Origin of the sequence: Rhodococcus sp. CX (genome assembly GCF_015865005.1) — a bacterium.
GTDB lineage: Bacteria > Actinomycetota > Actinomycetes > Mycobacteriales > Mycobacteriaceae > Rhodococcus.
Genome location: NZ_JADZGH010000010.1, coordinates 9,466 through 29,963, shown reverse-complemented (window position 1 = coordinate 29,963; position 20,498 = coordinate 9,466). Strand labels below are relative to the sequence as shown.

General features: G+C 68.0%; 26 protein-coding genes. 12 read left to right on the top strand and 14 right to left on the bottom strand.

The window, feature by feature from the left end:
* The 11 genes from I0Q12_RS31630 to I0Q12_RS00930 form a co-directional block, all read right to left on the bottom strand.
* The coding region (locus tag I0Q12_RS31630; protein WP_231609784.1) for a lyase family protein at positions 1–894 on the bottom strand (894 nt) is incomplete at its 3' end.
* A 13-nt stretch (positions 895–907) separates the two neighbouring features.
* The gene (pcaG, locus tag I0Q12_RS00975) at positions 908–1,489 is read right to left on the bottom strand and encodes a protocatechuate 3,4-dioxygenase subunit alpha (RefSeq protein ID WP_197250178.1); all 582 of its coding nucleotides are present in this window, start codon (positions 1,487–1,489) and stop codon (positions 908–910) included.
* Positions 1,482–2,201 (bottom strand): protocatechuate 3,4-dioxygenase subunit beta, encoded by a 720-nt coding sequence (gene pcaH, locus I0Q12_RS00970; protein WP_197250177.1) that lies wholly within the window; start codon positions 2,199–2,201, stop codon positions 1,482–1,484. Before pcaH ends, pcaG begins: the two co-directional genes overlap by 8 nt.
* Positions 2,202–2,247: 46 nt before the next feature.
* Positions 2,248–3,345, bottom strand: a complete 1,098-nt coding sequence (locus I0Q12_RS00965) for a 4-hydroxybenzoate 3-monooxygenase (protein WP_307845968.1) — start codon at positions 3,343–3,345, stop codon at positions 2,248–2,250.
* Between the two features lie 45 nt (positions 3,346–3,390).
* Complete coding sequence (locus I0Q12_RS00960; RefSeq protein WP_197250176.1) at positions 3,391–4,170, bottom strand: IclR family transcriptional regulator; 780 nt, start codon at positions 4,168–4,170, stop codon at positions 3,391–3,393.
* A gap of 36 nt (positions 4,171–4,206) precedes the next feature.
* Positions 4,207–6,258 carry a transglycosylase domain-containing protein gene (locus I0Q12_RS00955; RefSeq protein ID WP_307845967.1) on the bottom strand — a complete coding sequence of 684 codons (2,052 nt, stop codon included), beginning with the start codon at positions 6,256–6,258 and terminating at the stop codon, positions 4,207–4,209.
* 232 nt (positions 6,259–6,490) lie between these two features.
* Complete coding sequence (locus I0Q12_RS00950; protein ID WP_197250174.1) at positions 6,491–6,649, bottom strand: hypothetical protein; 159 nt, start codon at positions 6,647–6,649, stop codon at positions 6,491–6,493.
* Positions 6,650–6,677: 28 nt separating this feature from the next.
* A complete protein-coding gene (locus I0Q12_RS00945; RefSeq protein WP_197250173.1) occupies positions 6,678–7,529 on the bottom strand; it encodes a carbohydrate ABC transporter permease in 852 nt (283 codons plus the stop codon).
* Positions 7,526–8,635, bottom strand: coding sequence for a carbohydrate ABC transporter permease (locus I0Q12_RS00940; RefSeq protein ID WP_197250172.1), 1,110 nt, complete (start codon positions 8,633–8,635; stop codon positions 7,526–7,528). The genes I0Q12_RS00945 and I0Q12_RS00940 overlap by 4 nt, the downstream gene beginning before the upstream one ends.
* 19 nt (positions 8,636–8,654) lie before the next feature.
* Entirely contained in the window at positions 8,655–9,932 is a 1,278-nt protein-coding gene (locus tag I0Q12_RS00935) for an ABC transporter substrate-binding protein (protein ID WP_197250171.1), read from the bottom strand.
* Positions 9,933–10,087: 155 nt separating this feature from the next.
* Positions 10,088–11,161 carry an ABC transporter ATP-binding protein gene (locus I0Q12_RS00930; RefSeq protein WP_197250170.1) on the bottom strand — a complete coding sequence of 358 codons (1,074 nt, stop codon included), beginning with the start codon at positions 11,159–11,161 and terminating at the stop codon, positions 10,088–10,090.
* A 47-nt stretch (positions 11,162–11,208) separates the two neighbouring features.
* Here I0Q12_RS00930 and I0Q12_RS00925 point away from each other — a divergent pair, with 47 nt between their 5' ends.
* Entirely contained in the window at positions 11,209–12,018 is an 810-nt protein-coding gene (locus I0Q12_RS00925) for a DUF2786 domain-containing protein (protein WP_197250169.1), read from the top strand.
* Positions 12,015–12,530: a TIGR04338 family metallohydrolase gene (locus I0Q12_RS00920; RefSeq protein WP_197250168.1), complete on the top strand. Its 516-nt coding sequence runs from the start codon at positions 12,015–12,017 to the stop codon at positions 12,528–12,530. The genes I0Q12_RS00925 and I0Q12_RS00920 overlap by 4 nt, the downstream gene beginning before the upstream one ends.
* A gap of 24 nt (positions 12,531–12,554) precedes the next feature.
* On the opposite strand, the gene I0Q12_RS00915 is transcribed toward I0Q12_RS00920, so the two are convergent.
* Positions 12,555–12,779, bottom strand: a complete 225-nt coding sequence (locus I0Q12_RS00915) for a CsbD family protein (protein ID WP_197250167.1) — start codon at positions 12,777–12,779, stop codon at positions 12,555–12,557.
* 239 nt (positions 12,780–13,018) lie between these two features.
* Here I0Q12_RS00915 and I0Q12_RS00910 point away from each other — a divergent pair, with 239 nt between their 5' ends.
* Genes I0Q12_RS00910 through I0Q12_RS00865 form a run of 10 tightly spaced genes read left to right on the top strand, consistent with a single transcriptional unit; the run spans position 13,019 to position 18,474 of the window.
* Positions 13,019–13,720, top strand: a complete 702-nt coding sequence (locus I0Q12_RS00910; protein WP_197250166.1) for a hypothetical protein — start codon at positions 13,019–13,021, stop codon at positions 13,718–13,720.
* Positions 13,721–13,725: 5 nt separating this feature from the next.
* The gene (locus I0Q12_RS00905; protein WP_197250165.1) at positions 13,726–14,982 is read left to right on the top strand and encodes an SRPBCC family protein; all 1,257 of its coding nucleotides are present in this window, start codon (positions 13,726–13,728) and stop codon (positions 14,980–14,982) included.
* Positions 14,979–15,386 carry a gas vesicle protein GvpJ gene (gene gvpJ, locus I0Q12_RS00900; protein ID WP_197250164.1) on the top strand — a complete coding sequence of 136 codons (408 nt, stop codon included), beginning with the start codon at positions 14,979–14,981 and terminating at the stop codon, positions 15,384–15,386. Before I0Q12_RS00905 ends, gvpJ (I0Q12_RS00900) begins: the two co-directional genes overlap by 4 nt.
* A gap of 2 nt (positions 15,387–15,388) precedes the next feature.
* Positions 15,389–16,192 (top strand): GvpL/GvpF family gas vesicle protein, encoded by an 804-nt coding sequence (locus I0Q12_RS00895; RefSeq protein WP_197250163.1) that lies wholly within the window; start codon positions 15,389–15,391, stop codon positions 16,190–16,192.
* A 3-nt stretch (positions 16,193–16,195) separates the two neighbouring features.
* Complete coding sequence (locus tag I0Q12_RS00890) at positions 16,196–16,441, top strand: gas vesicle protein GvpG (RefSeq protein WP_197250162.1); 246 nt, start codon at positions 16,196–16,198, stop codon at positions 16,439–16,441.
* Positions 16,442–16,454: 13 nt separating this feature from the next.
* Positions 16,455–16,778 (top strand): gas vesicle protein, encoded by a 324-nt coding sequence (locus I0Q12_RS00885; protein ID WP_197250161.1) that lies wholly within the window; start codon positions 16,455–16,457, stop codon positions 16,776–16,778.
* Positions 16,775–17,188, top strand: a complete 414-nt coding sequence (gene gvpJ / locus I0Q12_RS00880; RefSeq protein ID WP_197250160.1) for a gas vesicle protein GvpJ — start codon at positions 16,775–16,777, stop codon at positions 17,186–17,188. The genes I0Q12_RS00885 and gvpJ (I0Q12_RS00880) overlap by 4 nt, the downstream gene beginning before the upstream one ends.
* A complete protein-coding gene (locus I0Q12_RS00875) occupies positions 17,178–17,966 on the top strand; it encodes a GvpL/GvpF family gas vesicle protein (protein ID WP_197250159.1) in 789 nt (262 codons plus the stop codon). Before gvpJ (I0Q12_RS00880) ends, I0Q12_RS00875 begins: the two co-directional genes overlap by 11 nt.
* Positions 17,963–18,184, top strand: a complete 222-nt coding sequence (gene gvpJ, locus I0Q12_RS00870) for a gas vesicle protein GvpJ (RefSeq protein WP_197250158.1) — start codon at positions 17,963–17,965, stop codon at positions 18,182–18,184. The genes I0Q12_RS00875 and gvpJ (I0Q12_RS00870) overlap by 4 nt, the downstream gene beginning before the upstream one ends.
* On the top strand, positions 18,181–18,474 hold the full coding sequence (locus I0Q12_RS00865) for a gas vesicle protein K (RefSeq protein WP_197250157.1): 294 nt from the start codon (positions 18,181–18,183) through the stop codon (positions 18,472–18,474). Before gvpJ (I0Q12_RS00870) ends, I0Q12_RS00865 begins: the two co-directional genes overlap by 4 nt.
* 7 nt (positions 18,475–18,481) lie before the next feature.
* Here I0Q12_RS00865 and I0Q12_RS00860 read toward each other — a convergent pair whose 3' ends face one another.
* Complete coding sequence (locus I0Q12_RS00860) at positions 18,482–19,621, bottom strand: acyl-CoA dehydrogenase family protein (protein ID WP_197250156.1); 1,140 nt, start codon at positions 19,619–19,621, stop codon at positions 18,482–18,484.
* A 9-nt stretch (positions 19,622–19,630) separates the two neighbouring features.
* Positions 19,631–20,498: acyl-CoA dehydrogenase family protein (locus tag I0Q12_RS00855; protein ID WP_231609783.1), on the bottom strand; the 868-nt coding region annotated here is incomplete at its 5' end.

Genomic DNA, 20,498 nt, shown 5'->3' with positions numbered 1-20,498 from the left:
CGCGGCGGCCCGCGCGGTGATCGCCGCGACCGGATTGCGTTTGTGCGGCATGGCGGAAGATCCGCCGGGTGCGTCCTCGCCGACCTCGCCGAATTCGGTTGCGGCCATGAGCACGATGTCGGTGGCGGCCTTCGACACCGATCCGGTGGCGACACCGAGCGCGGAGGCGAGAGTCGTGACCGGGGTGCGCACGGTGTGCCACGGCACGATCGGCCGGGCGAGGCCGAGCAGGTCCGCGAGCGTGTCGGCGAACGCGAGACCCTCGGGATACACCGCGGCGAGAGTTCCTGCCGCACCGCCGTACTGGACCGGAAGCATGTCCAGCGCCCGCTCGATCGCGGCGACGCCGTCGTCGAGCGCGACGAGCCAGGTCGCCGCGAGCGCCCCGAAGGTCGTGGGCAACGCCTGCTGGCCGAGCGTGCGGGCAACCATCGGGGTGTCGCGATACGTGGACGCGAGCCGTGCCGCGGCATCGGCTGCGGCCCGCAGGTCGGCGACGACGCGTCGACCGGCCTTGCGGGCCAGCAATATCAGCGCGGTGTCGAGCACGTCCTGACTGGTGGCCCCGACGTGCACGGCGGCGGCCGGCGCGTCGGCGCGTTCCCGCAGGATCTTCACCAGCGGGATCACCGGATTGCCGCCGGCCGCGGAGAGCGTGCCGAGTTCGGCCGGGTCCAGTTCGCGGGCGATCCGCGCGGCCGCCGCGGCGACGGCTGCGACGTCGTCGGCGGTGGCTCTGCCGTAGCGCTCGGCGGCACGGGTGATCGCCACCTCGACGTCGAGCAGGGCCGTCAGCCATGCGTGATCGGACAGCATCGGCGCGAGATCCCCGGCCCCGAAGACCGGGTCGAACAGGCTCCCGCGGGTGTGGTCGGACCGTGCCGGCTCGGACAACGCAGGCTCCCGTCTAGATCGAGAAGAACGGTGTCTCGACACCGTTCGGATCGAGGTCCTGAACGTACACCGTCCACTCGTAGCCGTCGCCGGTCTTGTCGGCGACGAGCTTGGCGCGCTGCGACTCGGGCAGGGCCGTCAGTACCGGATCGGTCGCGTGCTCCGCGAGGTCCTCGGGGAAATACATGCGCGTGTACAGGCGATCCAGCGTGCCGCGGGCGAAGATCCCGACCAGCAGGTGCGGCGCCTGGCCGTCGCCGGAACCCGGCTTGACGGTGTGCACGACGGCCGTTCCCGTCTCGTCGGCGGCGCTGCGGGCGAAGCCCCGGAATCCCGGTGCGCCGTAACGGCCGTCGGTGTCGGCCTGCCACGTCTCGAGCATCGCGTCGGCCATGGGTTCGCGGTGGCCGTCGAGGACCGTGATGCGGACCGTGATGCGGCCGGGAGTGTCTGCGGGGACGACGTTCTCGCCGTCGGTGCCCCAGTCGAGACCGATCTTCCAGTAGGGTCCGACGGTCTGCGACGGCGTCGGGCCGAAGGTGGCGGTGCTCTGGTCGCCGGGGGTGACGGGGTAACGGGGCGCGAAGTCACTCATCGTCGTCCTCCTCGTTCTCGAAGGGGGTGGCCTCGCGGCCGCGCAGCACGATGTCGAAGCGGAACCCGAGGGCCCAGTTGTCGACGGTGGCGTCGTAGTCGAACACGCTGACCATGCGGTGCCGCGCCTCGGCGGGCACCGAGTTGTAGATCGGGTCCTGGAAGAACAGCGGGTCGTCCGGGAAGTACATCTGGGTGACGAGCCGCTGCGTGAACGCCGTGCCGAACAGGGAGAAGTGGATGTGCGCGGGCCGCCACGCGTTGTGGTGGTTGCGCCACGGGTAGGCACCGGGTTTGACGGTGGTGAAGCGGTATTCGCCCTGCGCGTCGGTGACGCAGCGGCCGACTCCGTTGAAGTACGGGTCGAGGGGAGCGGGCCAGCTGTCGTTCACGTGGCGATACCGGCCGGCGGCGTTGGCCTGCCACACCTCGACGAGGGTGTGCGGGACGGGCTTGCCGTCGCTGTCTAGGACGCGGCCGTGGACGATGATGCGCTGGCCGGCTGCTTCGCCGCCGTTGGCGAGGGTCAGGTCGGCGTCGCCGTCCTGCACCCGGTCCTCACCGAAGACGGGGCCGGACAGCTCGCCGAGGCGCTGCGGGATCAGCGTGAGGGGCTGGGCGGGGCGGCGCAGAGCGGTGGTCCGGTAGTCCGGGAAGTCCAGTGGTGGGTGCACGCCCTCGGGGCGGACGAATCGTGGTGGCAGATGAAGCACGGGAACCTCGCGTGTCGAATCGGGAAGGGACGGGGGCGACGTGGTGTCAGTTGTCGGGGCCGCCGGTGTACGCCTCGGCGAGGTACTGCCGGCCGTACCGGGAACCGGTGACGGCGGCGAGCTCGCCGAGGGCGCGACGGCGTTCGAACGATGTTGCATCGGAACGGGTATGGAGCATGGAGGTCATCCAGTAGGAGAAGTTCTGCGCCTTCCACACCCGCTGCAGCGCGGTGTCGCTGTAGGCGTCGAGCAGCGCACCCGAACCGGTCGAGAAGAAGGAGTCGAGGGCACGGAACAGCACGCGTACGTCCGCCAGCGCGAGGTTCAGGCCCTTCGCACCGGTGGGCGGGACGGTGTGCCCGGCGTCGCCGGCCAGGAAGAGGTTGCCGTGGCGCATCGGTTCACACACGTAGGACCGGAACGGCAGCACCATCTGCTCGAAGATGCGGCCGCGCTTCAACTCGAGACCGTCGAGGCCGTCGACGCGCCGCTGCAGTTCGTCCCAGATGCGTTCCTCGCTCCAGCTCGAGGCGTCCTCGGCCGGGTCGCACTGGAAGTACATGCGCTGCACCGTCTCGCTGCGCTGACTGATCAGCGCGAAGCCGTATTCCGAACGGGCATAGATTAATTCGGGTGCGCTCGGCGGCGCTTCGGTGAGGATGCCGAACCAGGCGAACGGATACTCGATGAAGTGGTCGGTGCGCACGTCAGCCGGAATCGCCTTGCGGCAGATGCTCTGTGATCCGTCCGCGCCCACGAGGATGCGGCAGTGGATCTCGATCTCGGTGCCGTCGGCCTCGGTGACGCGGATCTTGGACGTGTCGGTGGTGACGTCGAGAACCTCGGTGTCGCGGACGCCGTAGCGGACATCGCCGCCGTCACGCTCGCGCGCCGCGGCGAGGTCCACGAAGACCTCGTTCTGCGGGTACAGCCACACCGACTCGCCGACGAGGTCCTGGAAGTCGATGCGGTGGCTGCGTCCGTCGAACCGCAGGTCGATGCCGTCGTGCCGGTGGCCTTCGGACAGGACGCGACCGTTGACGCCGCTGTCGGTCAGCAGCTTCACCGACCCGTGCTCGAGGATGCCCGCGCGGTGGCGGTCGTGCGGGATGCGGTCATCGGATTCCTCCAGGGGTGCTCGGATGAACGCAAGTGTGGTGCGCACCTCACCCGAAGCGAACAGCTCTTCTCATTGAACGAGAAAATCGGAGGTGGTCGGGGGCTGTTCCCCGGCGGCGCGGGCGATGCCCCGCGCCGCGGCCATGAGCACCGCGATGATCGCCTGCCGCTGCGCGATCCCGGTGGGCACCACCACGCCGAGCGCCGCGAGGGCGTGCCCGGACCGGCCGACGACCGGAACCGAGATGCCCGTGGTGCCCACGTCGAGGACCCCGTCGTAGCTCGCATACCCGCGACGCCGGATCTCCGCCAGATCGCGACGGAAATCCCTTGTGGTGATGGGAGATCGGAGATTCACCTCGGGGTGGAGTCGTTGATACTCCTCCTGCACGTCTGCGGGGGAGAACGCGAGCATGACCATGCCCATCGACGTGTCGTGCGCCGACATCCGGCCCGCCACCGAAGCCTGGTTGATCACCGACCCGGACGACGAAAGCCGATCGAGCACGAGAACCTCACCGTCGCGCAGCACCGACAGTTGCGTGTGCTGGTGCACGACCGACTGCACGTCCTGCAGGAACGGCAGCGCCGCCTCCCGCAGGTCCTTCGCCGGGGAACTGCGCGCGACGAGTTCCCACAGACGCATGCCCAGACGCACCGTGCCGTCCGGTTCCCGCGCGAGGATGCCGTGGTGCACCATCTCGCCGACGAGCCGGTACATCGTCGCCTGCGGGATACCGGACCGGCGTGCCAGGGCGCTGACGGTCAACGCCGGTTGCGCGTCGTCGAAGGATTCGAGGATGCGTACGACGCGGTCGAGAATCGAGTCACCGGACGGCGAATTGGCCATGCCCCGATTATCGGCGCCGCGGCACCTGCGCCCGCGTCAGCCGGGGATCCTGATCGTGATACCGGGGAACACCTCGATCTGCGGCGGCAGGTCGATCGGTACGTCCGGGATGTCCACCGGCGGCGCTTCCAGGGTGATCGGCGGCAGTTCCGGCAACGTCAGTTGCGGCACCGGGGGAGCGGTCGTCGTCGTCGTTTCGCTGATCCCCGCGTCGGCGGGCACGCCGGCCTGACCGTCGATCGGGTCCGGCCACGGGAAACTCTCGAAGTCGGTGCCCTCGAGCGCACCGTCCATCGTGCCCTTCCAGATGTCCGACGGCAGGCCCGAACCGTAGATGGATCCGCCCCAGCTGTTGACGATCGCCTCGCCGTCCGGGGTACCGACCCACACCGCCGTCGACAGCGACGGCGTGTACCCGACCATCCAGGCGTCCTTGTTCAGGCCGGTGTCCCCGAGCTGGGTCGTGCCGGTCTTCGCCGCCGACGGACGACCCCCGGCCAGCGCGTGACCGCGCGAGTACGCAGCGATCGGCAGCATGGCCTGCGTGACGTTGTCGGCGACCGCCGGATCGAGCCGGAATTCGCCGGGGGAGGCGGGCCGGTCCAGCAGCACGTCGCCGTCGGCCGTCTCGACCCGCTGGACGAAGAACGGCTCGTGGAAGGTTCCGGACGCGGCGAGCGTCGCATAGGCCGAGGCCATGTCGATGACGCGGGACTGATACTGGCCCAGAACGATTCCGCCCTCCGGCGGGCCGCCCTCGTGACTCAGCGTGGTCCCCTCCACGCCCGGAATGGTCATGGGGATGCCGGCGTCGTGCGCGGCGTCGGCGATCGCCTGCGGGCCGTCGTCCATCGACATCATCAACCGGTAGAAGCTCGTGTTCAGCGACCGCTTGAGGGCCTCGGCGATCGTGCACTTGCCGCACGAGGCGCCCTCGACGTTGCCGATCTCGATGTTGCCGACCTTGAGCGGCGAACTGTCGAAGCGGGCGTTCAGGCCGATGCCCTGCCGCAGAGCCGCGACCAGACCGAACACCTTGAACGACGAACCGGTCTGCAGCGGCGCCTGCGCGAAGTCGAAGCCTGCGCCCTCCTCGCCGCCGTAGTAGGCGCGCACGGCACCGGTGCGCGGGTCGATCGACACCACCGCGGTCCGCAGGCTCTCGTCCTCACCGTCGAGAGTGCTGCGAGCACTGTCGATCGCCGCCTGCTGCGCGACCGGATCGATGGTCGTCGTGATCCGCAGCCCCTCGGTGTTCAGCGTCTGCTCGCTGATGCCCGCGGCGGACAGTTCACGCAGCACCTGAGTCTTGACGTGACCTTCCGGACCGGTCGAATCATTCTGCTGCGCAAGCTGATTCGACGGCACCGTCGGCGGGAACTGCTGCCCGTCACGTTCGCCGGCGTCCAGCACGCCCATCTCGACCATGCCGTCGAGCACGTACGTCCAGCGCGCCTCGATCGCCGGCCGGTTGAACTCCGGGTCCAGCGACGACGGGCTCTGGATCACCCCGGCGAGCACCGCCCCCTCGGACACCGACAGCTCACCGACGGGCTTGCCGAAGTACGCCTCCGACGCCGCCGCGATGCCGTACGCACCGCGACCGAAATAGATGGTGTTCAGGTAGGCCTGCAGGATCTCGTCCTTCGACGACTGCCGGGCCATCTTGGTGGAGACGACCAGCTCCCGCATCTTGCGGGTGATCGTCCGGTCCGCGCCGACCAGCACGTTCTTCACGTACTGCTGGGTGATCGTCGAACCACCACCGGCGGTTTCCTTGCCCATCACGTTGTCGCGCGCCGCGCGCACGAACCCGGAGATCGAGAAGCCGGGATTGCTGTAGAAGTTGCGGTCCTCCGCGGACAGCACCGCGTTGCGGACGTGCTCGGGAACTTCCTCGATGTCCACCTCGGTGCGATTGCCCTCGGGCGGCACGACCGTGCTGAGCACCGTGGTGCCGTCGGCCGCGTAGATCGTGGCCACCTGATCGTTCTTCATGTCCGACGGACGCGGTACGTCGACCGACATGTATGCCACCGCGAAACCGATGCCGGGCACGATCACCAGGAGCGCCACGACGGCGAGCACCAGATAACGGACAAGGCGCCACCCCCGTGACTTGGCGGGGGTGGCAGGTCTGGAAGGCGACGACGACGAAGAACTCACACGGGCTACTTTCTGGCGAAATCCGGGCTCGACAGATCATCGCACCCTGTCATCCGTATGGTACGTAGTCCGGGACAACTGTGATCGAAGGCGCACGGGCCGTGTCCCGTGTCTATTTGTGGCGCCTCCCACCGCCACAAAGGCACACCGGCGCCTACGGCGCCCTCCGCCAGGCACGGAACGCGAAACCCCACGCGGTCGCGAATCCGAGCAGCACCAGTCCCGGGACGATGCCCGGCGCCGGGGACCACAACTCGGCGACCGCGGCGATCAGCGCCATGACCGTGAACACGGTCAGGAACCCCAGCAGCATCTCGAGCCGCTGCCGCCGGGGACCCGTCTCACGACTTCACGCCGCCCGCGGTCAGACCCGAGATGATGCGGCGCTGGAAGATCAGCACCATGATCACCAGCGGCACCATCACCAGCGTGCCGCCGGCCATGATCGAGGCGTACGGCGTCACGTACGGGTCGGTGCCGGTGAACCGTGCCATCGCGACCGTCACCGGCGCGGTCTTCTCGCTCGACAGCTGCGACATCAGCAGGTACTCGTTCACGGTCGCGATGAACGCCAGGATCGCGGTGGTGAACATCGCCGGCGCGGCGAGCGGCAGCATCACCAACCGGAACGCCTGCCCGCGCGTCGCACCGTCCATCCGGGCCGCCTCCTCGAGTTCCCACGGCAGTTCCGAGAAGAACGAGGTCAACGTGTACACCGTCAGCGGCAGCACGAACGAGATGTTCGGGATGATCAGCGCCTGGTAGCTGCCGATCCAGCCGATGTCGGTGAACAACTGGAACAGCGGCGTCACCAGCGCCACCACCGGGAACATCGACGCGCCCAGGATGATGCCGGTGACGAAGTACTTGCCCCGGAAATCGAACCGGGCCAGCGCGTAGGCGGTGAACACACCGAGCAGCAGCGCGACCGCGGTGGTCGCACCGGCGATGATGACGCTGTTGACCAGCGCGCGGGAGAAGTTCACCTTCGCGTCGGGATCGAGGGCGTCGGCGAAGTTCTGCAGCGTCGGGTTCGCGGGCCACAGCGACGTGCTGAACGTCTCGGACGGCTCGCGCAGCGCCGTGACGATCATCCAGTAGCAGGGCGCCAGGCCCCACAGGACGATGAGGATCACCCCGGCATACGTGCCGGCCGAGCGCACCTTCGTGCCTCCGGTACCGGGACTGCTCATCCGACGTCTCCCTTCCGCTGCGCCTCCTGCGTCTGCACGGCGTTGGCACCGAGGAACCGCACCAGCACGAACGCGACCGCGAAGATGAGGAGGAACGTGATCGTCGACAGCGCGGACGCCGAGTTCGCGCCCTGACGCATCTGCTCGACCACCAGCACCGAGATCGTGGAGGTCGCGGGGTTCGAGCCCATCATGATGGCCGGCAGGTCGTACATGCGCAGCGCGTCCATCGTGCGGAACAGGATCGCGACCATCAGCGCCGGCTTGACCAGCGGCAAGGTGATCATCTTGAAACGCTGCCACGCGTTCGCGCCGTCGACCTTCGCGGCCTCGTACACCTCCGCCGGGATCATCTGCAGGCCGGCGAGGATCAGCAGCGCCATGAACGGCGCGGTCTTCCACACGTCCGCGACGATGATCGCGAACCGGGCCGGCCACGGATCCGCCGTCCACAGGATGTCCGTGCCGAGCATCTTGTTGGCGATGCCGTCGTTGGCGAAGATGAAGAACCACAGTTTCGCGGTGACCGCGGTCGGGATCGCCCACGGCACCAGCACCGACGCGCGGAGCAACCCGCGACCGCGGAACGATTTCGCCATCACGACCGCCATCGCGAAACCGATGACGGTCTCGAGTGAGACGGTGACGACGGTGAAGAAGAACGTGTTGAAGATCGAGCCCCAGAACTGGGAGCCCAGCGTGCCCGGCGGGCACGGAATGCTGCCGGTGGCGGTACCGCAGGACTGGGTGATCCACCGGACGTAGTTCTCGAAGCCGACGAAACCGCCCTCGACGAACCGGCCGGTTTCGGGATCGAGTTTCTTCGCGTCGCCGTGCAGCGACATCCAGACCGCCCGCCCGAGCGGGTACAGGATGATGACGGCGAGCACGGCGAGGGACGGCGCCACGAACATCCACGGAGGGATCCGGCGGCCCTGCTTGATCGCGGGCGCGCTCGGCTCCGGAGGTTCGGTCACCCGGTGCCGTCCGTGCACACGGTCGCGGTCGGGACCGAGGTACTCGGTCCCGACCGCGGAATCGTGTGGCGGATCCGCGGGAACCGGTCGGCGGTCTTCGTGACCGGCTTGGACCTGCGGTTCTGCCATAGGTACTGCTCCTAGTGGATCAGTTGCCGGCGGTTTCGATGCCGGCCTTGATGTCGGCGAGCGCCTGCTCGACCGTCTTCTCGTTCCGGATCGCCGCGTACGAGTTGTCGGCGATCGCCTTGGACACGTTCGAGTAGTACGGCGAGGACGGACGCGGCTTCGCGCTCTCGAGCGCCTGCTTCAGCGTCGCGAAGTACGGGTACTGCTCGAGGATCGCCGGGTCGTCGTAGACCTCGGCGAGGACCGGCGCGCCGCCGACCTCGGCGTAGTAGGTCTGCGACTGGCGGGTCTGCATGAACTCGAGGAAGTCACGCGCGGTCGCCGGCGCATCCGAGAACGCGCTGATGCCGACGTTGTAGCCACCGAGGGTGGAGACGCCCGGTCCGTCGACGCCGGGGAGGACCGCGATGCCGTAGTTGCCGGCGATCGAGGAGGACTCGCCGTCGGTGAAGAAGCCCGGCCACGTGCGCAGGAACAGGGCCTTGCCGTCGCCGAACGCGGTCTGCGACTCACCTTCGGTGTGGGTCTGCGCGGCCGCCGGGATAGTGCCGTCCGCGAAGCGGTCGACGATGAACTGCAGACCCTCGCTCGTCTTGTCGTCGATCGACGGGGTGAGGCCGTCCTCCGAGACGAAGCTGCCGCCGAAGGCGTTGGCGATCTCGGTGACGTTGACCGTCAGGCCCTCGTAGTCCTTGAACTGGCCGAGGTAGCAGTCGATGCCCGCCTCGACGGCCTTCGGGCACTCCGCCTGCAGTTCCGCCCACGTGGCCGGGGCCTTGTCGACGAGGTCGGTGCGGTAGTACAGGAACGCGGCGTTGGTGTTCTTCGGGGCCGCGAACAGGGTGCCGTTGTAGGTGCCCGACTCGACGGTCGCGGGCAGCAGGCCGTCGGTCGAGATCGCGTAGTCGCCCTCGAGCGGCAGCAGCCAGCCGTTGGCGGCGAACTCGGCGGTGTTGGTGACGTCGACGGCCACGAGGTCGTACTCGTCGCTCTTCGCCTGCATGCGCTGGGCGATGTCGGCGTACTGGTCGTCGGCTTCCTTCGCCAGCGGCTTGAAGGTCACCTTCTCGTCCGGATGCTCGGCATTCCAGTCGGAGATGATGTTCTCGAGCGCCGCATTCAGGGGGTCCTGGCCCTCGACGATGGTGATCGGGCCGCGCCCTTCTCCTGCCGCGGACGCCGAGCCGCTGCTGTCGCTGCTCGAGCTGTCGTCGGACGAGCAGGCCGTCAGGACCAGCAGCGACGCCGCCGATGCAGCGATCGCTGCGCGGCGGACCGCCTTCGTGTTCAGAACCATGGATTACTCCCGTTCGGATTCGGAAAACTCCTCGTCGGCAGCCTATGGCCACCGACACCGGCACCTACTCTGGCATGCGAGACCGGGAGAAGGGGATATTGCTCCCAACCTGAATCGGTCATGTCCGTTCCCGCAGGCCTCGTCGTCGGCCGTGCTCAGCCGAGCCGGCGACCGTCCTTCGTCGAGAACACATGCACCTGCTCCGGATCGAAGTTCAGGTAGATGCGCTCGCCCTTCTGCGGCGGATTCCGCCAGTCGCCGCGCGCCACGATCTCCTGCGAGCGACCCGCGATGTACGCGCGGCCGTACACATAGGCGTCGGAGCCGAGCTCCTCGACGACGTCGACGTCCATCGCGAGACCGTACTCGGTGATCTGGATGTGCTCGGGACGGATACCGACGACGACCTCGGTCTCGTGGACCTCACCGACGACGTCACGCGGGATCGGCACGTACGTCTCGCCGAGGATCGCGCCGCGGTCGAACACCGGCAGCGTGAACAGGTTCATCGCAGGTGAGCCCATGAATCCGGCGACGAACACGTTCGCGGGCCTGTTGTAGAGGACCCGCGGCGACGCGCACTGCTGCAGGATGCCCTTCTCGAGAACCGCGACCCGGTCGCCCATGGTCATGGCCTCGACCTGGTCGTGGGTGACGTACACGGTGGTCGTGCCGAGGCGGCGCTGCAGCTGCGCGATCTGCGTGCGGGTCTGCACCCGCAGCTTCGCGTCGAGGTTCGACAGCGGCTCGTCCATGAGGAACACCTGCGGCTGCCGGACGATGGCGCGGCCCATGGCGACGCGCTGACGCTGTCCACCGGACAGTGCCTTGGGCTTGCGGTCGAGGTACTGCTCGAGGTCGAGCATCTTCGCGACCTCCTCGACCCGCGCGCGGATCTCTGCCTTCGGGGTCTTCGCGAGCTTGAGCGCGAAGCCCATGTTCTCGGCGACCGACATATGCGGGTACAGGGCGTAGTTCTGGAACACCATCGCGATGTCCCGCTGCTTCGGGTCCTGCCCTGTGACATCGGTGTCGCCGATGAGGATGCGGCCGCTGTGAACCTGCTCGAGACCTGCGAGCATGCGCAGCGACGTGGACTTGCCGCAACCCGACGGACCGACCAGCACGAGGAACTCCCCGTCCTCGATCTTCAGATCCAATGCGTCGACCGCCGGCGTGGTCGAGCCGGGGAAGAGGCAGGTCGCCTTGTCGAAGGTCACTGAGGCCATGGCACGAGAGAATAGGCGACAAAGCCGAACGCGCCTATTCTCTGTCGGTGAGTTCCGACCGGATGCTGACCCGTATCGGCGGCCTGCTCCGCCAGGCGGAATCGACCGACAACCAGCACGAAGCCGACGCGTTCCTGGCGGCTGCGCAACGTCTGGCGACCGCGTCGTCCGTGGATCTCGCGGTCGCGCGTGCCCACACCGCGTCCCGGGAACGCCGGGCCACGCCGGTGCAGCGGCTCATCACGATCGGGGAGAGCGGGAAGAAGGGGCTGCGCACGTACGCGCAGTTGTTCCTGGCGATCGCCGCCGCCAACGACGTGCAGTGCGACATCACCGCCACCTCCACCGTCATCTATGCGTACGGATTCGGCGACGACATCGACGTGTGCGAGGCGTTGTACTCGTCGCTGCTGGTGCAGATGGTGCGGGCGTCGGACGCGTACCTGCGCGCGGGCAGCTATCGGGAGGAGACGACGGTGCGCACGGTCGTCGAGCAGCGCGGGGGACGGCGGGTCCGCACGCGGGTGCGCAAGCCGGTCGCCGGGGTGACCGCGCGCCTGAACTTCCAGTCGGCGTTCGCGGCGCGGATCGGGGCACGGCTGGCCGAGGCGAAGCAGCAGACTGAGCAGGAAGCGGAGGTCGCGGTGCCGGGCACGGAATTGGTGTTGCGCGACAAGCAGCTCGAGTTGCGCGATTTCTACACCAGCACGTCGCAGGCGCGGGGCAGCTGGCGCGGCAACCGTCCGACGGCCGCGCACTCGTCGGACGCGCAGCGGGCCGGGGACCGGGCCGGGCGGCGGGCGCGGCTGGGGACGGCGCCGGAGCTGCCGTCCGGGGGCCGGAGGCTGACCCGATGACCCGCGTTCGGGATACGCAGCGGGCGGCGGTGTACGAGGCGGAGTCGCTGGTGCGGCGCATGTTCGACCTCGCCGACGAGCGGGGGATCCGGGAGGTGGAGATCGCCGGGTCTCGTGTGACGCTGCCGGTGGAGCGCCGGTTCGCGTCGATCGAGTCGGTGCAGGCGTATCTGGATGCGGTGCTGGCTCTGAACTGGGTGCGGGAGCGCTGGCCGCGCGCCGCAGTGCGGGTACGGGTGCGGGCGCGCGCCGGGAACACGGCAGCGCACTACGAAAGTGATTCTGCGGTCATCGCACTGCCGGAGCACCGGGCGAACACGGCGTGGGCGTTCCGGGAACTGGTGGTCCTGCACGAACTCGCGCACCATCTGGATCCGTCGGATCCGGACGATCCGGCCGAACCGGCACACGGGGCGGCGTTCGTCGACCGCTTCCTCACGCTGGTGGGCGAGATCATCGGACCCGAAGCGGCGTTCGCGTTGCGTGCGTGCGGCTTCGCCGCCTGCGAATGACGGTGGTGAAGTTTCCGGGCGCGGTCAGGGCATGTCGGGGCGACGGTGCGACCACCGGCGCACCCGTGAGCGTCCGTGCTCGGCCGCGTGAATAACCTTGTCTCCCAGCTTCTTCGACTCGGCGACGAAGCGCTGCCGACTGCCCTTGTCCTCGGCGCGCCGGTTTCCGGTCCACCGGCCCAGCGTCTGCTTCGCCTTGCCGGCGGCGGCCTCTGCGCTGTGTTTGATCCTGTCCGTGAGGTGCGCCATGGTGTGCTCCTGTCCGGCCACGTGCGGCCGTTCGACGATTTCGGATACCCCCGCAACTCGGAGGAAAACCGGACGCGAACGTACCGACCGGTCCGCATTATAGGGTTGAAGATCAACTTCGGATTGATGTTTCACGAAGTGTGACGCAGGTTACTCCAGTCCCACGTGCAGGCGGACGCCCGCAGAGTTTCGATCGCCGACTCTCCCCACGGGACGGGTCGCAGCCGAAGGAGATGACCATGAAGGGTGGAGCACGAATTGCCGCGGGGGTCGGCATCGGCTACATGCTGGGACGTACCCACAAGATGCGACTCGCGCTGATGCTCGCGGGGGCGGGATTGAGCGGGCGCCTCCCCGGTACCCCTCAGGAATTGATGAAACGCGGTGTATCCGCTCTGGGGTCCTCACCTGAACTGAGCAAGATCACCGAATCCGTTCGGGGCGAACTGCTCGGCGCGGCGCGGGCCGCGGCCGTGACCGCAGCGAGCAACCAGATCGACTCGCTCAACGAGCGACTCCAGCAGGGCGGGGGTCTGCTACGCAGCAAGAGGAGTACCAAGTCGGAGGACGAGGACTACGAGGAACCCCAGGACGAATACGACGAGGACGAGCAGGGAGCCTACGAGGACGAGCCGACCGACACCGCCGACGAAGAGGACACCTCGGACGAGGACACCGGCGACGAAGGCACGGGCGAAGAGGCCTCGGGCGAAGAGGACACGGAGGACGTCGATTCCGAGGAGGAGCGGAAGCCCGCGAAGAAGCGGCCCCCGGCCCGGCGCCGGACATCCGAGAGCGCCTCGTCGACACGATCACGATCCGCTCCCCGCCGGAAGAAGTCCGATGAGGACGACGAACAAGCGCCCAAGCCACGCCGCCGAAGCTCCCGGACCGAGAGTTCGGCATCCGGGCGCGCCCCCGTGCGACGTACGAGGAGCTGAGTCCCATGACCAAGGCACTGTCCGATACCACCCGGAAGGTGGGTAAGGCCGCGACCGGCGCGGCAGGAAAAGCCGGCAGGACCGCAACCGGCGCCGCGGGCCGAGCCGGCAAGGCCGCGACCGGGACGGCGCAGAAGGCGGCCGGCGCGGCCTCGCCGACCGGGCATCTGCAGAACGCGCTGCAGACCCTCGCCGGAACCGTCACCGAGCGGGCCGTGGACACCGTCACCGACAAGATCACCGGAACGGCCGGGCGACTGCACGACTATGCCGAAGGCACCGGCAACACCGGTCTGCTGTCGGCGCTGACCGGCGTCGACAAGCTCTCGGAGGGCGCTTCACCGCTCAAGGCCGCCATGAGCGCCGGTTTCGAGGGCGTCAAGGGCACGGCCAAACAGAAGTTCCAGGACGTGAAGGAGTCCTTCGGCGGCGGCGGTGGCCGGAAAGGCTCGGGCGGCAAGAAGATCAAGCTCACCAACATCGTCGAGCAGATCGACGTCGGGGTGCCCGTCCGGCTCGCCTACGACCAGTGGACCCAGTTCGCCGACTGGCCGAAGTTCATGAAGAAGGTCGAGCAGGTCGAGCAGGCCGCCGACGAGAAATTGCAGTGGACCGGCAAGGTCTTCTGGTCGCGCCGGAACTGGGAGTCGACGATTCTCGAACAGGTTCCGTTCGAACGGATCGTGTGGCGTTCCAAGGGCGGCAAGGGTTACATCGACGGCGCGGTGACCTTCCACGAGATCACCGAGAACCTCACCCGGATCGTTCTGGTACTGGAGTACCACCCCCGCGGCCTGTTCGAGAAGACCGCCAATCTCTGGCGTGCCGTGGGACGGCGATCCAGACTGGAACTCAAGCACTTCCAGCGTCACGTCATGACCGAGAGCATCCTGCATCCCGACGACATCGCGGGGTGGCACGGCGAGATCCACGAAAGCAAGGTGGTCAAGGACGACGAGACCGCTCGCCGCGAGGAGCAGGAGGAACAAGAAGAGGACGAAGGGTACGAGGAGCAGGACGAATCTGCCGAAGAACCCGAAGAAGAGGACGAAGGGGAGGAGCCGGAGGACGAGGAGCCCGAGGACGAATACGACGAAGACGAGTACGACGACGAGCTCGAGGACGAAGAGCCCGACGAAGAGCCCGACGAAGAGGAGCCCGAAGAGGACGAAGCAGAGGAAGAACCGCCCGCTCGCCGTAGGGCCCCCGCGCGAAGCAGGGCACGGTCCACGGCCGGCACGAACCGAGGAGCCAGGAAATGACCATCCAACCCGCCGGTGGCGGTGGCGGCGGTGGCGGCGGGATGGCACGCCCGAACTCGTCCGGTCTCGCCGAAGTCATCGACACCATCCTCGACAAGGGTCTCGTGATCGACGCGTTCGTGCGGGTCTCCCTCGTCGGTATCGAACTCGTGACGATCGACGCCCGCGTGGTAGTCGCCAGCGTCGACACCTACCTGCGTTTCGCCGAAGCGGTGAACCGTCTGGAGATCTCCGACAGTGAACCGAAGGGTCTGCCCGATCTCGTCGGTGACATCACCTCGGGCGGTTCGAAACACAAGACCAAGGGAGCACTGGAAGCAGCTACCGAGAAGGTCTCCGAGTTCCTCGGAGACGTCGACGACAGGCGGCAGCGCGCCCCGCGCGGATCGAAGAGAGGGGAGTAACGATGACCGACACGTCGGCGGACGAACGCACGCCGGAAGAGCAGGGCATCACCGGCAGCACGGGCATCTACGTCTACGGCATCGTCCCGGGGGACGTGGAAGCGGAATCGCATGCTACCGGTGTGGGCGACCCCCCGAGCAACGTCTCGGTCGTGCGGAGCGGCGAGATCGCTGCGCTGGTCAGCGAGATTCCGGTCGACCGGCCCCTCGGCACGCCCGACGACCTCAAGGCCCATGCGGAACTGCTGGACGGGACCGCCGCGGTGGCACCGGTGCTGCCGCTCCGGTTCGGGGCGGTGCTGTCGGACGAGGACGCGGTGTCCGAGGAACTGCTCGACGCCCATCGTGACGAGTTCGAAGCGGCGCTGAACGAACTCGAGGGCAGGGCGCAGTTCGTCGTCAAAGCACGCTACGACGAAAGAGCGGTGCTCAGTGAGATTCTCGAGGAGAACGCCGACGCGGCTCGCTTGCGCGAGGAGATCCGCGACAAGCCTGAGGACGCGACCCGCGACGCACGAATGATGCTCGGCGAGATCATCACCCAGTCGATCGAAGCCAAGCGCAATGAGGACACCCAGCGGGTCGTCGACGCGCTCGAGGACCTCGAACCGATGGTCAACGTCCGCCAGCCGACACACGACGAGGACGCTGCGCACGTGGCGGTGCTCATCGAATTGTCCCGGCAGGGCGATCTCGAGGACATCGTGCGTTCCCTCGCGGAAGAATGGGAGGGCCGGGCGAAGATGGATCTGCTCGGGCCGATGGCCGCGTACGACTTCGTGATGAAAAGAGCACCGGAGGACTGAGCCGTGGGACTGATCTCGTCCGTTCTCACACTGCCGATTGCCCCGATCCGGGCGGTGCTGTGGCTCGGCGAACTCATCCAGGACCAGGTCGAGCAGCAACTGCACGACCCGGCCACCATCCGCCGGGAACTCGAGGAGATCGATGAGGCGGCCGGCGGCGGCTGCCTCACCGACGAAGAGAAGGCCGCGGCGCAGCAAGCCGTCCTCAACCGGATGATCCGGCCGGATACCGGCGCCCCGCCGATCTAGGAAGGGGACCACGATGGCCGGACGTACGACCCGCAAGGACAGCGGCAGTTCCGAGCCTGAGCCTCTGCCCCCTTTGTCCGCAGCGGAGGTGGCCCGTTTCGCGGTCGAATATCTCACCGAGTTGACGACGAAGGACCCGCAGGGCGTCACGTCGGTGTCGCCCAGCGACGACGGGTGGACGGTCGAGATCGAGGTGATCGAGGACCGGCGCATCCCGTCCACGGCGGACATGCTCGCGTTGTACGAGGTGCGACTGGACCCGGATGGAGAACTGTTGTCCTACCGCAGAACCAAACGCTACGGACGCGGCAGCACCGACCTCGGAGGTAGCAGATGACCGTGATGGGTGGCGGCTCGTCGTCCCCGCAGCCCTACGGCGGCGGGCACCAGTCGACGAATCTCGGCGACATCCTCGAGCGGGTCCTGGACAAGGGCCTGGTGATCGCCGGGGACATCCAGGTGAATCTGCTCGACATCGAACTGCTCACCATCAAGCTGCGCCTGGTGATCGCGTCGCTGGAGACGGCGAAGGCCGTGGGCATCGACTGGTGGGAGACCGACCCGTGGCTCAGCAGCAAGGGCAAACGAGCGGAAATCGAAGGCGCACAACAGGATCTCGAAGTCGAGAACCGGAAGCTGCGGGACCGCATCGCGGAACTCGAGGCCGCACGGAGGGAACCGGTCGCCGAACCGGTCGAGGTCGAGGATGCCGAATTCGAGGACGACGAGGTGGACGATGACCGCTGATCACGGCGTGTGGGTGTACGCGGTGACGGGTGCGGACCTGCCGGACGAAGCCGTCTCCGACGTGACGGGGGTTGCTCGCGAGGCGGTCCGCGCCGTGTCCGCCGCCGGACTGACCGCCGTCGTCGGCACGGTGCCGCTCGGTGAGTTCGGGGAAGAGGCGTTGCGCAGCAACCTGGAGAATCTCGAATGGCTCGAGACGGTGGCGCGCACGCACGATGCCGTCGTGTCCGCCGTGGTGCGGTGGGCTCCGGCGATTCCCTTGCGGCTGGCCACCGTGTATCTCGACGACGCGCGCGTCTGCGACGTGCTCGAGGCGCGCCGGGCGGACTTCGACGCGGCGCTCACCCTCGTCGCGGGACGTACCGAATGGGGTGTGAAGGCGTACGCGGACGTGGACGCGATCGCTGCCGGCGCGGTGGAGACTGCGGGATCCGGAGCCGAGAAGGGAACCGGCACAGCCTATCTGCTGCGGCGTAAGGCGCAGCTGTCCGCGCGGGAGGACGCCGAACGCGCCGCAGCGGACCGCGCCGACACCCTCCATGCGTTGCTGCTGCAGCACTCGGCCGCGGGGCGCCGGCAACCGCCGACCGACCCGACGCTGAGCGGCCGGCGGGACCGGATGGTGCTCAACGGCACCTACCTCGTGGACGACGCGCGCAGCGACGAGTTCGCCGAAGCGGTTGCGGCGGCGCGCACCCAGTTCGACGGGCTCGAGCTGGAACTCACGGGTCCGTGGCCCCCGTACTCCTTCGCGGGTGTGGACCGGGGGAACCCGTGAGCGAGGTGCCCGAGGAGCGTCGGATCGCGCTCGTCGACCTGCTCGACCGGGTGCTGGCCGGGGGTGTCGTCATCGTCGGCGACGTGGTGCTCTCGGTCGCCGACGTGGACATGGTCCGCATCTCGTTGCGCACCCTGATCTCGTCGGTCCGTGCCATCGCCGAGGACCAGGGGATCGAACAGCAGGGAATCGAACAGCAGGGGATCGAGGGTCCGTGACCGAATTCGGCGGGCTGCCACCGCGTATCGACTCCGACCCCGAATCCGTGGAGCGGGGTCTGGTCACCCTGGTGCTGACCCTCGTCGAGCTCCTCCGCCAGTTGATGGAACGGCAGGCACTGCGACGGGTCGACCAGGGCGACCTCAGCGACGAGCAGATCGAACGCATCGGCACCACGCTGATGCTGCTCGAGCAGCGCATGGACGAGCTGCGCGAGCATTTCGGTCTGACGCCCGAAGATCTCAACATCGATCTCGGGCCGCTCGGTCCCCTGCTGCCGCCACCCTGACCTTCGATCAGTTTCCGGTGACGTCGACCCGCTCGTGCTCGGCGACCGCCCCGGCCAGGACCCGCAGGTGGTCCTCGGTGCTGCCGAGGGTGTGTTCGATCGCGGTCAGCCTGCTGACGTAGTGCCCGACCGGATATTCGGCGGTCATGCCGATACCACCGTGCATCTGGATCGCTTCCTGCCCGATGCTGCGGGCGGACCTGCCGACCTGCAGCTTGGCCCGGGAGGCGATGGTCGGGTCGACGATGCCGTCGGACAGCGCCATCGTCGCGTACAGGCTCAGGCTCGTGGCGAGTTCGAGCAGCACGTACATGTCGGCGGCGCGGTGGGTCAGTGCCTGGAAGCGGGCGATGGGCGCGCCGAACTGCTTGCGCTGCCTCAGATATTCGGTCGTCAGCCGCAGGGTTTCCTGCATCGCGCCGACCGCTTCGGCGCACAGGGCGGCCTGCGCACGCACCTGCGCGGCGACGATCGCGTCGGTCGCATCGGTGACGTCGACACCGAGCGGTTCGGCGGTGACGCCGTCGAGGGCGAGCTGGGCGCCGCGGCGTTCGTCGTGGGTGCGGTACGCGGTGCGGGTCAGGCCCTCCGCGGACGCCTCGACGAGGAACAGTCCGGTTCCGCCCTCGGGCAGTCTTGCGGACACCACGAACGTGTCGGCGCAATCACCGTGCAGCACAGGGTTCTTGCGTCCGGTGACGGTCCAGACGTCACCGGTGCGGGTCGCGGTGGTCTGCACGTCCGTGAACGGCCAGCGGCTACCGGGCTCGTCGTGCGCGAACGCGAGCAGCAGCTCTCCCTCGGCGACGCGCGGCAGGATCGCGGCGCACTGCTCGTCGCTCCCGGCCTCGGCGACGAGACCGCCGGGTGTGTACACCGCGTCGAGCAGGGGTTCCGGTGCGAGTGCCCGCCCGATCTCGGTCATTACGGCCATCGTCTCGACCGGTCCGGCACCCATGCCGCCGTGTTCCTCGGGGAAAGGCAGCCCGAGGAGGCCGAGTTCGGCGAACTGCCGCCACACCTCCGGGTTCCAACCCCGGTCGGTGGCGGTGATCGCGTTACGGGTTTCCGCGTCGTACACCCCGGACAGCAGGTCGCGGGTGGTCTTGCGGAGCAGATCCTGTTCGGTGTCGAGTTCGAAATTCATGGTGGCTGCTCACAATCCGAGAATGGAGGAGGCGATGATCTGACGCTGGACCTCGCTCGACCCGCTGTAGATCGAGACCTTGCGGTTGTTGAGGTAGACCGGCGCGGAACGTTGTGCCCAGTCGGGGGAGTCGATGTCGTCGGCGCCGACGGGCAGCGAATCGGGACCGGCGATGTCGGTGAGCAACTCGGTCGCGGCCTGCTGCAACTCCGAGCCGCGCAGCTTCAGCAGCGACGACGCCGGGTTCGGCTTTCCGTCGGCGGAACTCGCGACGACGCGCAGCTGGGTCAATTCCAGTGCCAGCAGCTCGTTTTCGAGTTCGGCGACGCGCGCGGCGAACAGCGGGTCGTCGAGCAGCGACCCGGATCCGAGGCGGACCTGGGCGGCGAGTTTCTTGGCGCGTGCGATGCGAACCTTGGTGGCACCGACGCGCGCGACCCCGGTGCGTTCGTTGCCGAGCAGGAACTTCGCGTAGCTCCAGCCGGCGTTCTCCTCGCCGACGAGGTTCTCGGCCGGGACGCGCACGTCCTCGAAGAACACCTCGTTGACCTCGTAGCCACCGTCGATCAGCTTGATGGGGCGCACCGTGACGCCGGGCGTCTTCATGTCGATGAGCAGGAACGAGATACCGGCCTGCCGTTTCGGTGCGTTCGGATCGGTGCGGACGAGCGCGAAGATCCAGTCGGCGTGCTGCGCGAGCGTGGTCCAGGTCTTCTGCCCGTTGACGATGTAGTCGTCGCCGTCGCGGACCGCGCGAGTCTTGAGGGACGCCAGGTCGGAGCCGGCTTCGGGTTCGGAGAAGCCCTGGCACCACCAGATGTCGAGATTCGCGGTCGCCGGGAGGAAACGTTCCTTGAGCTCCTGAGAGCCGAATTCG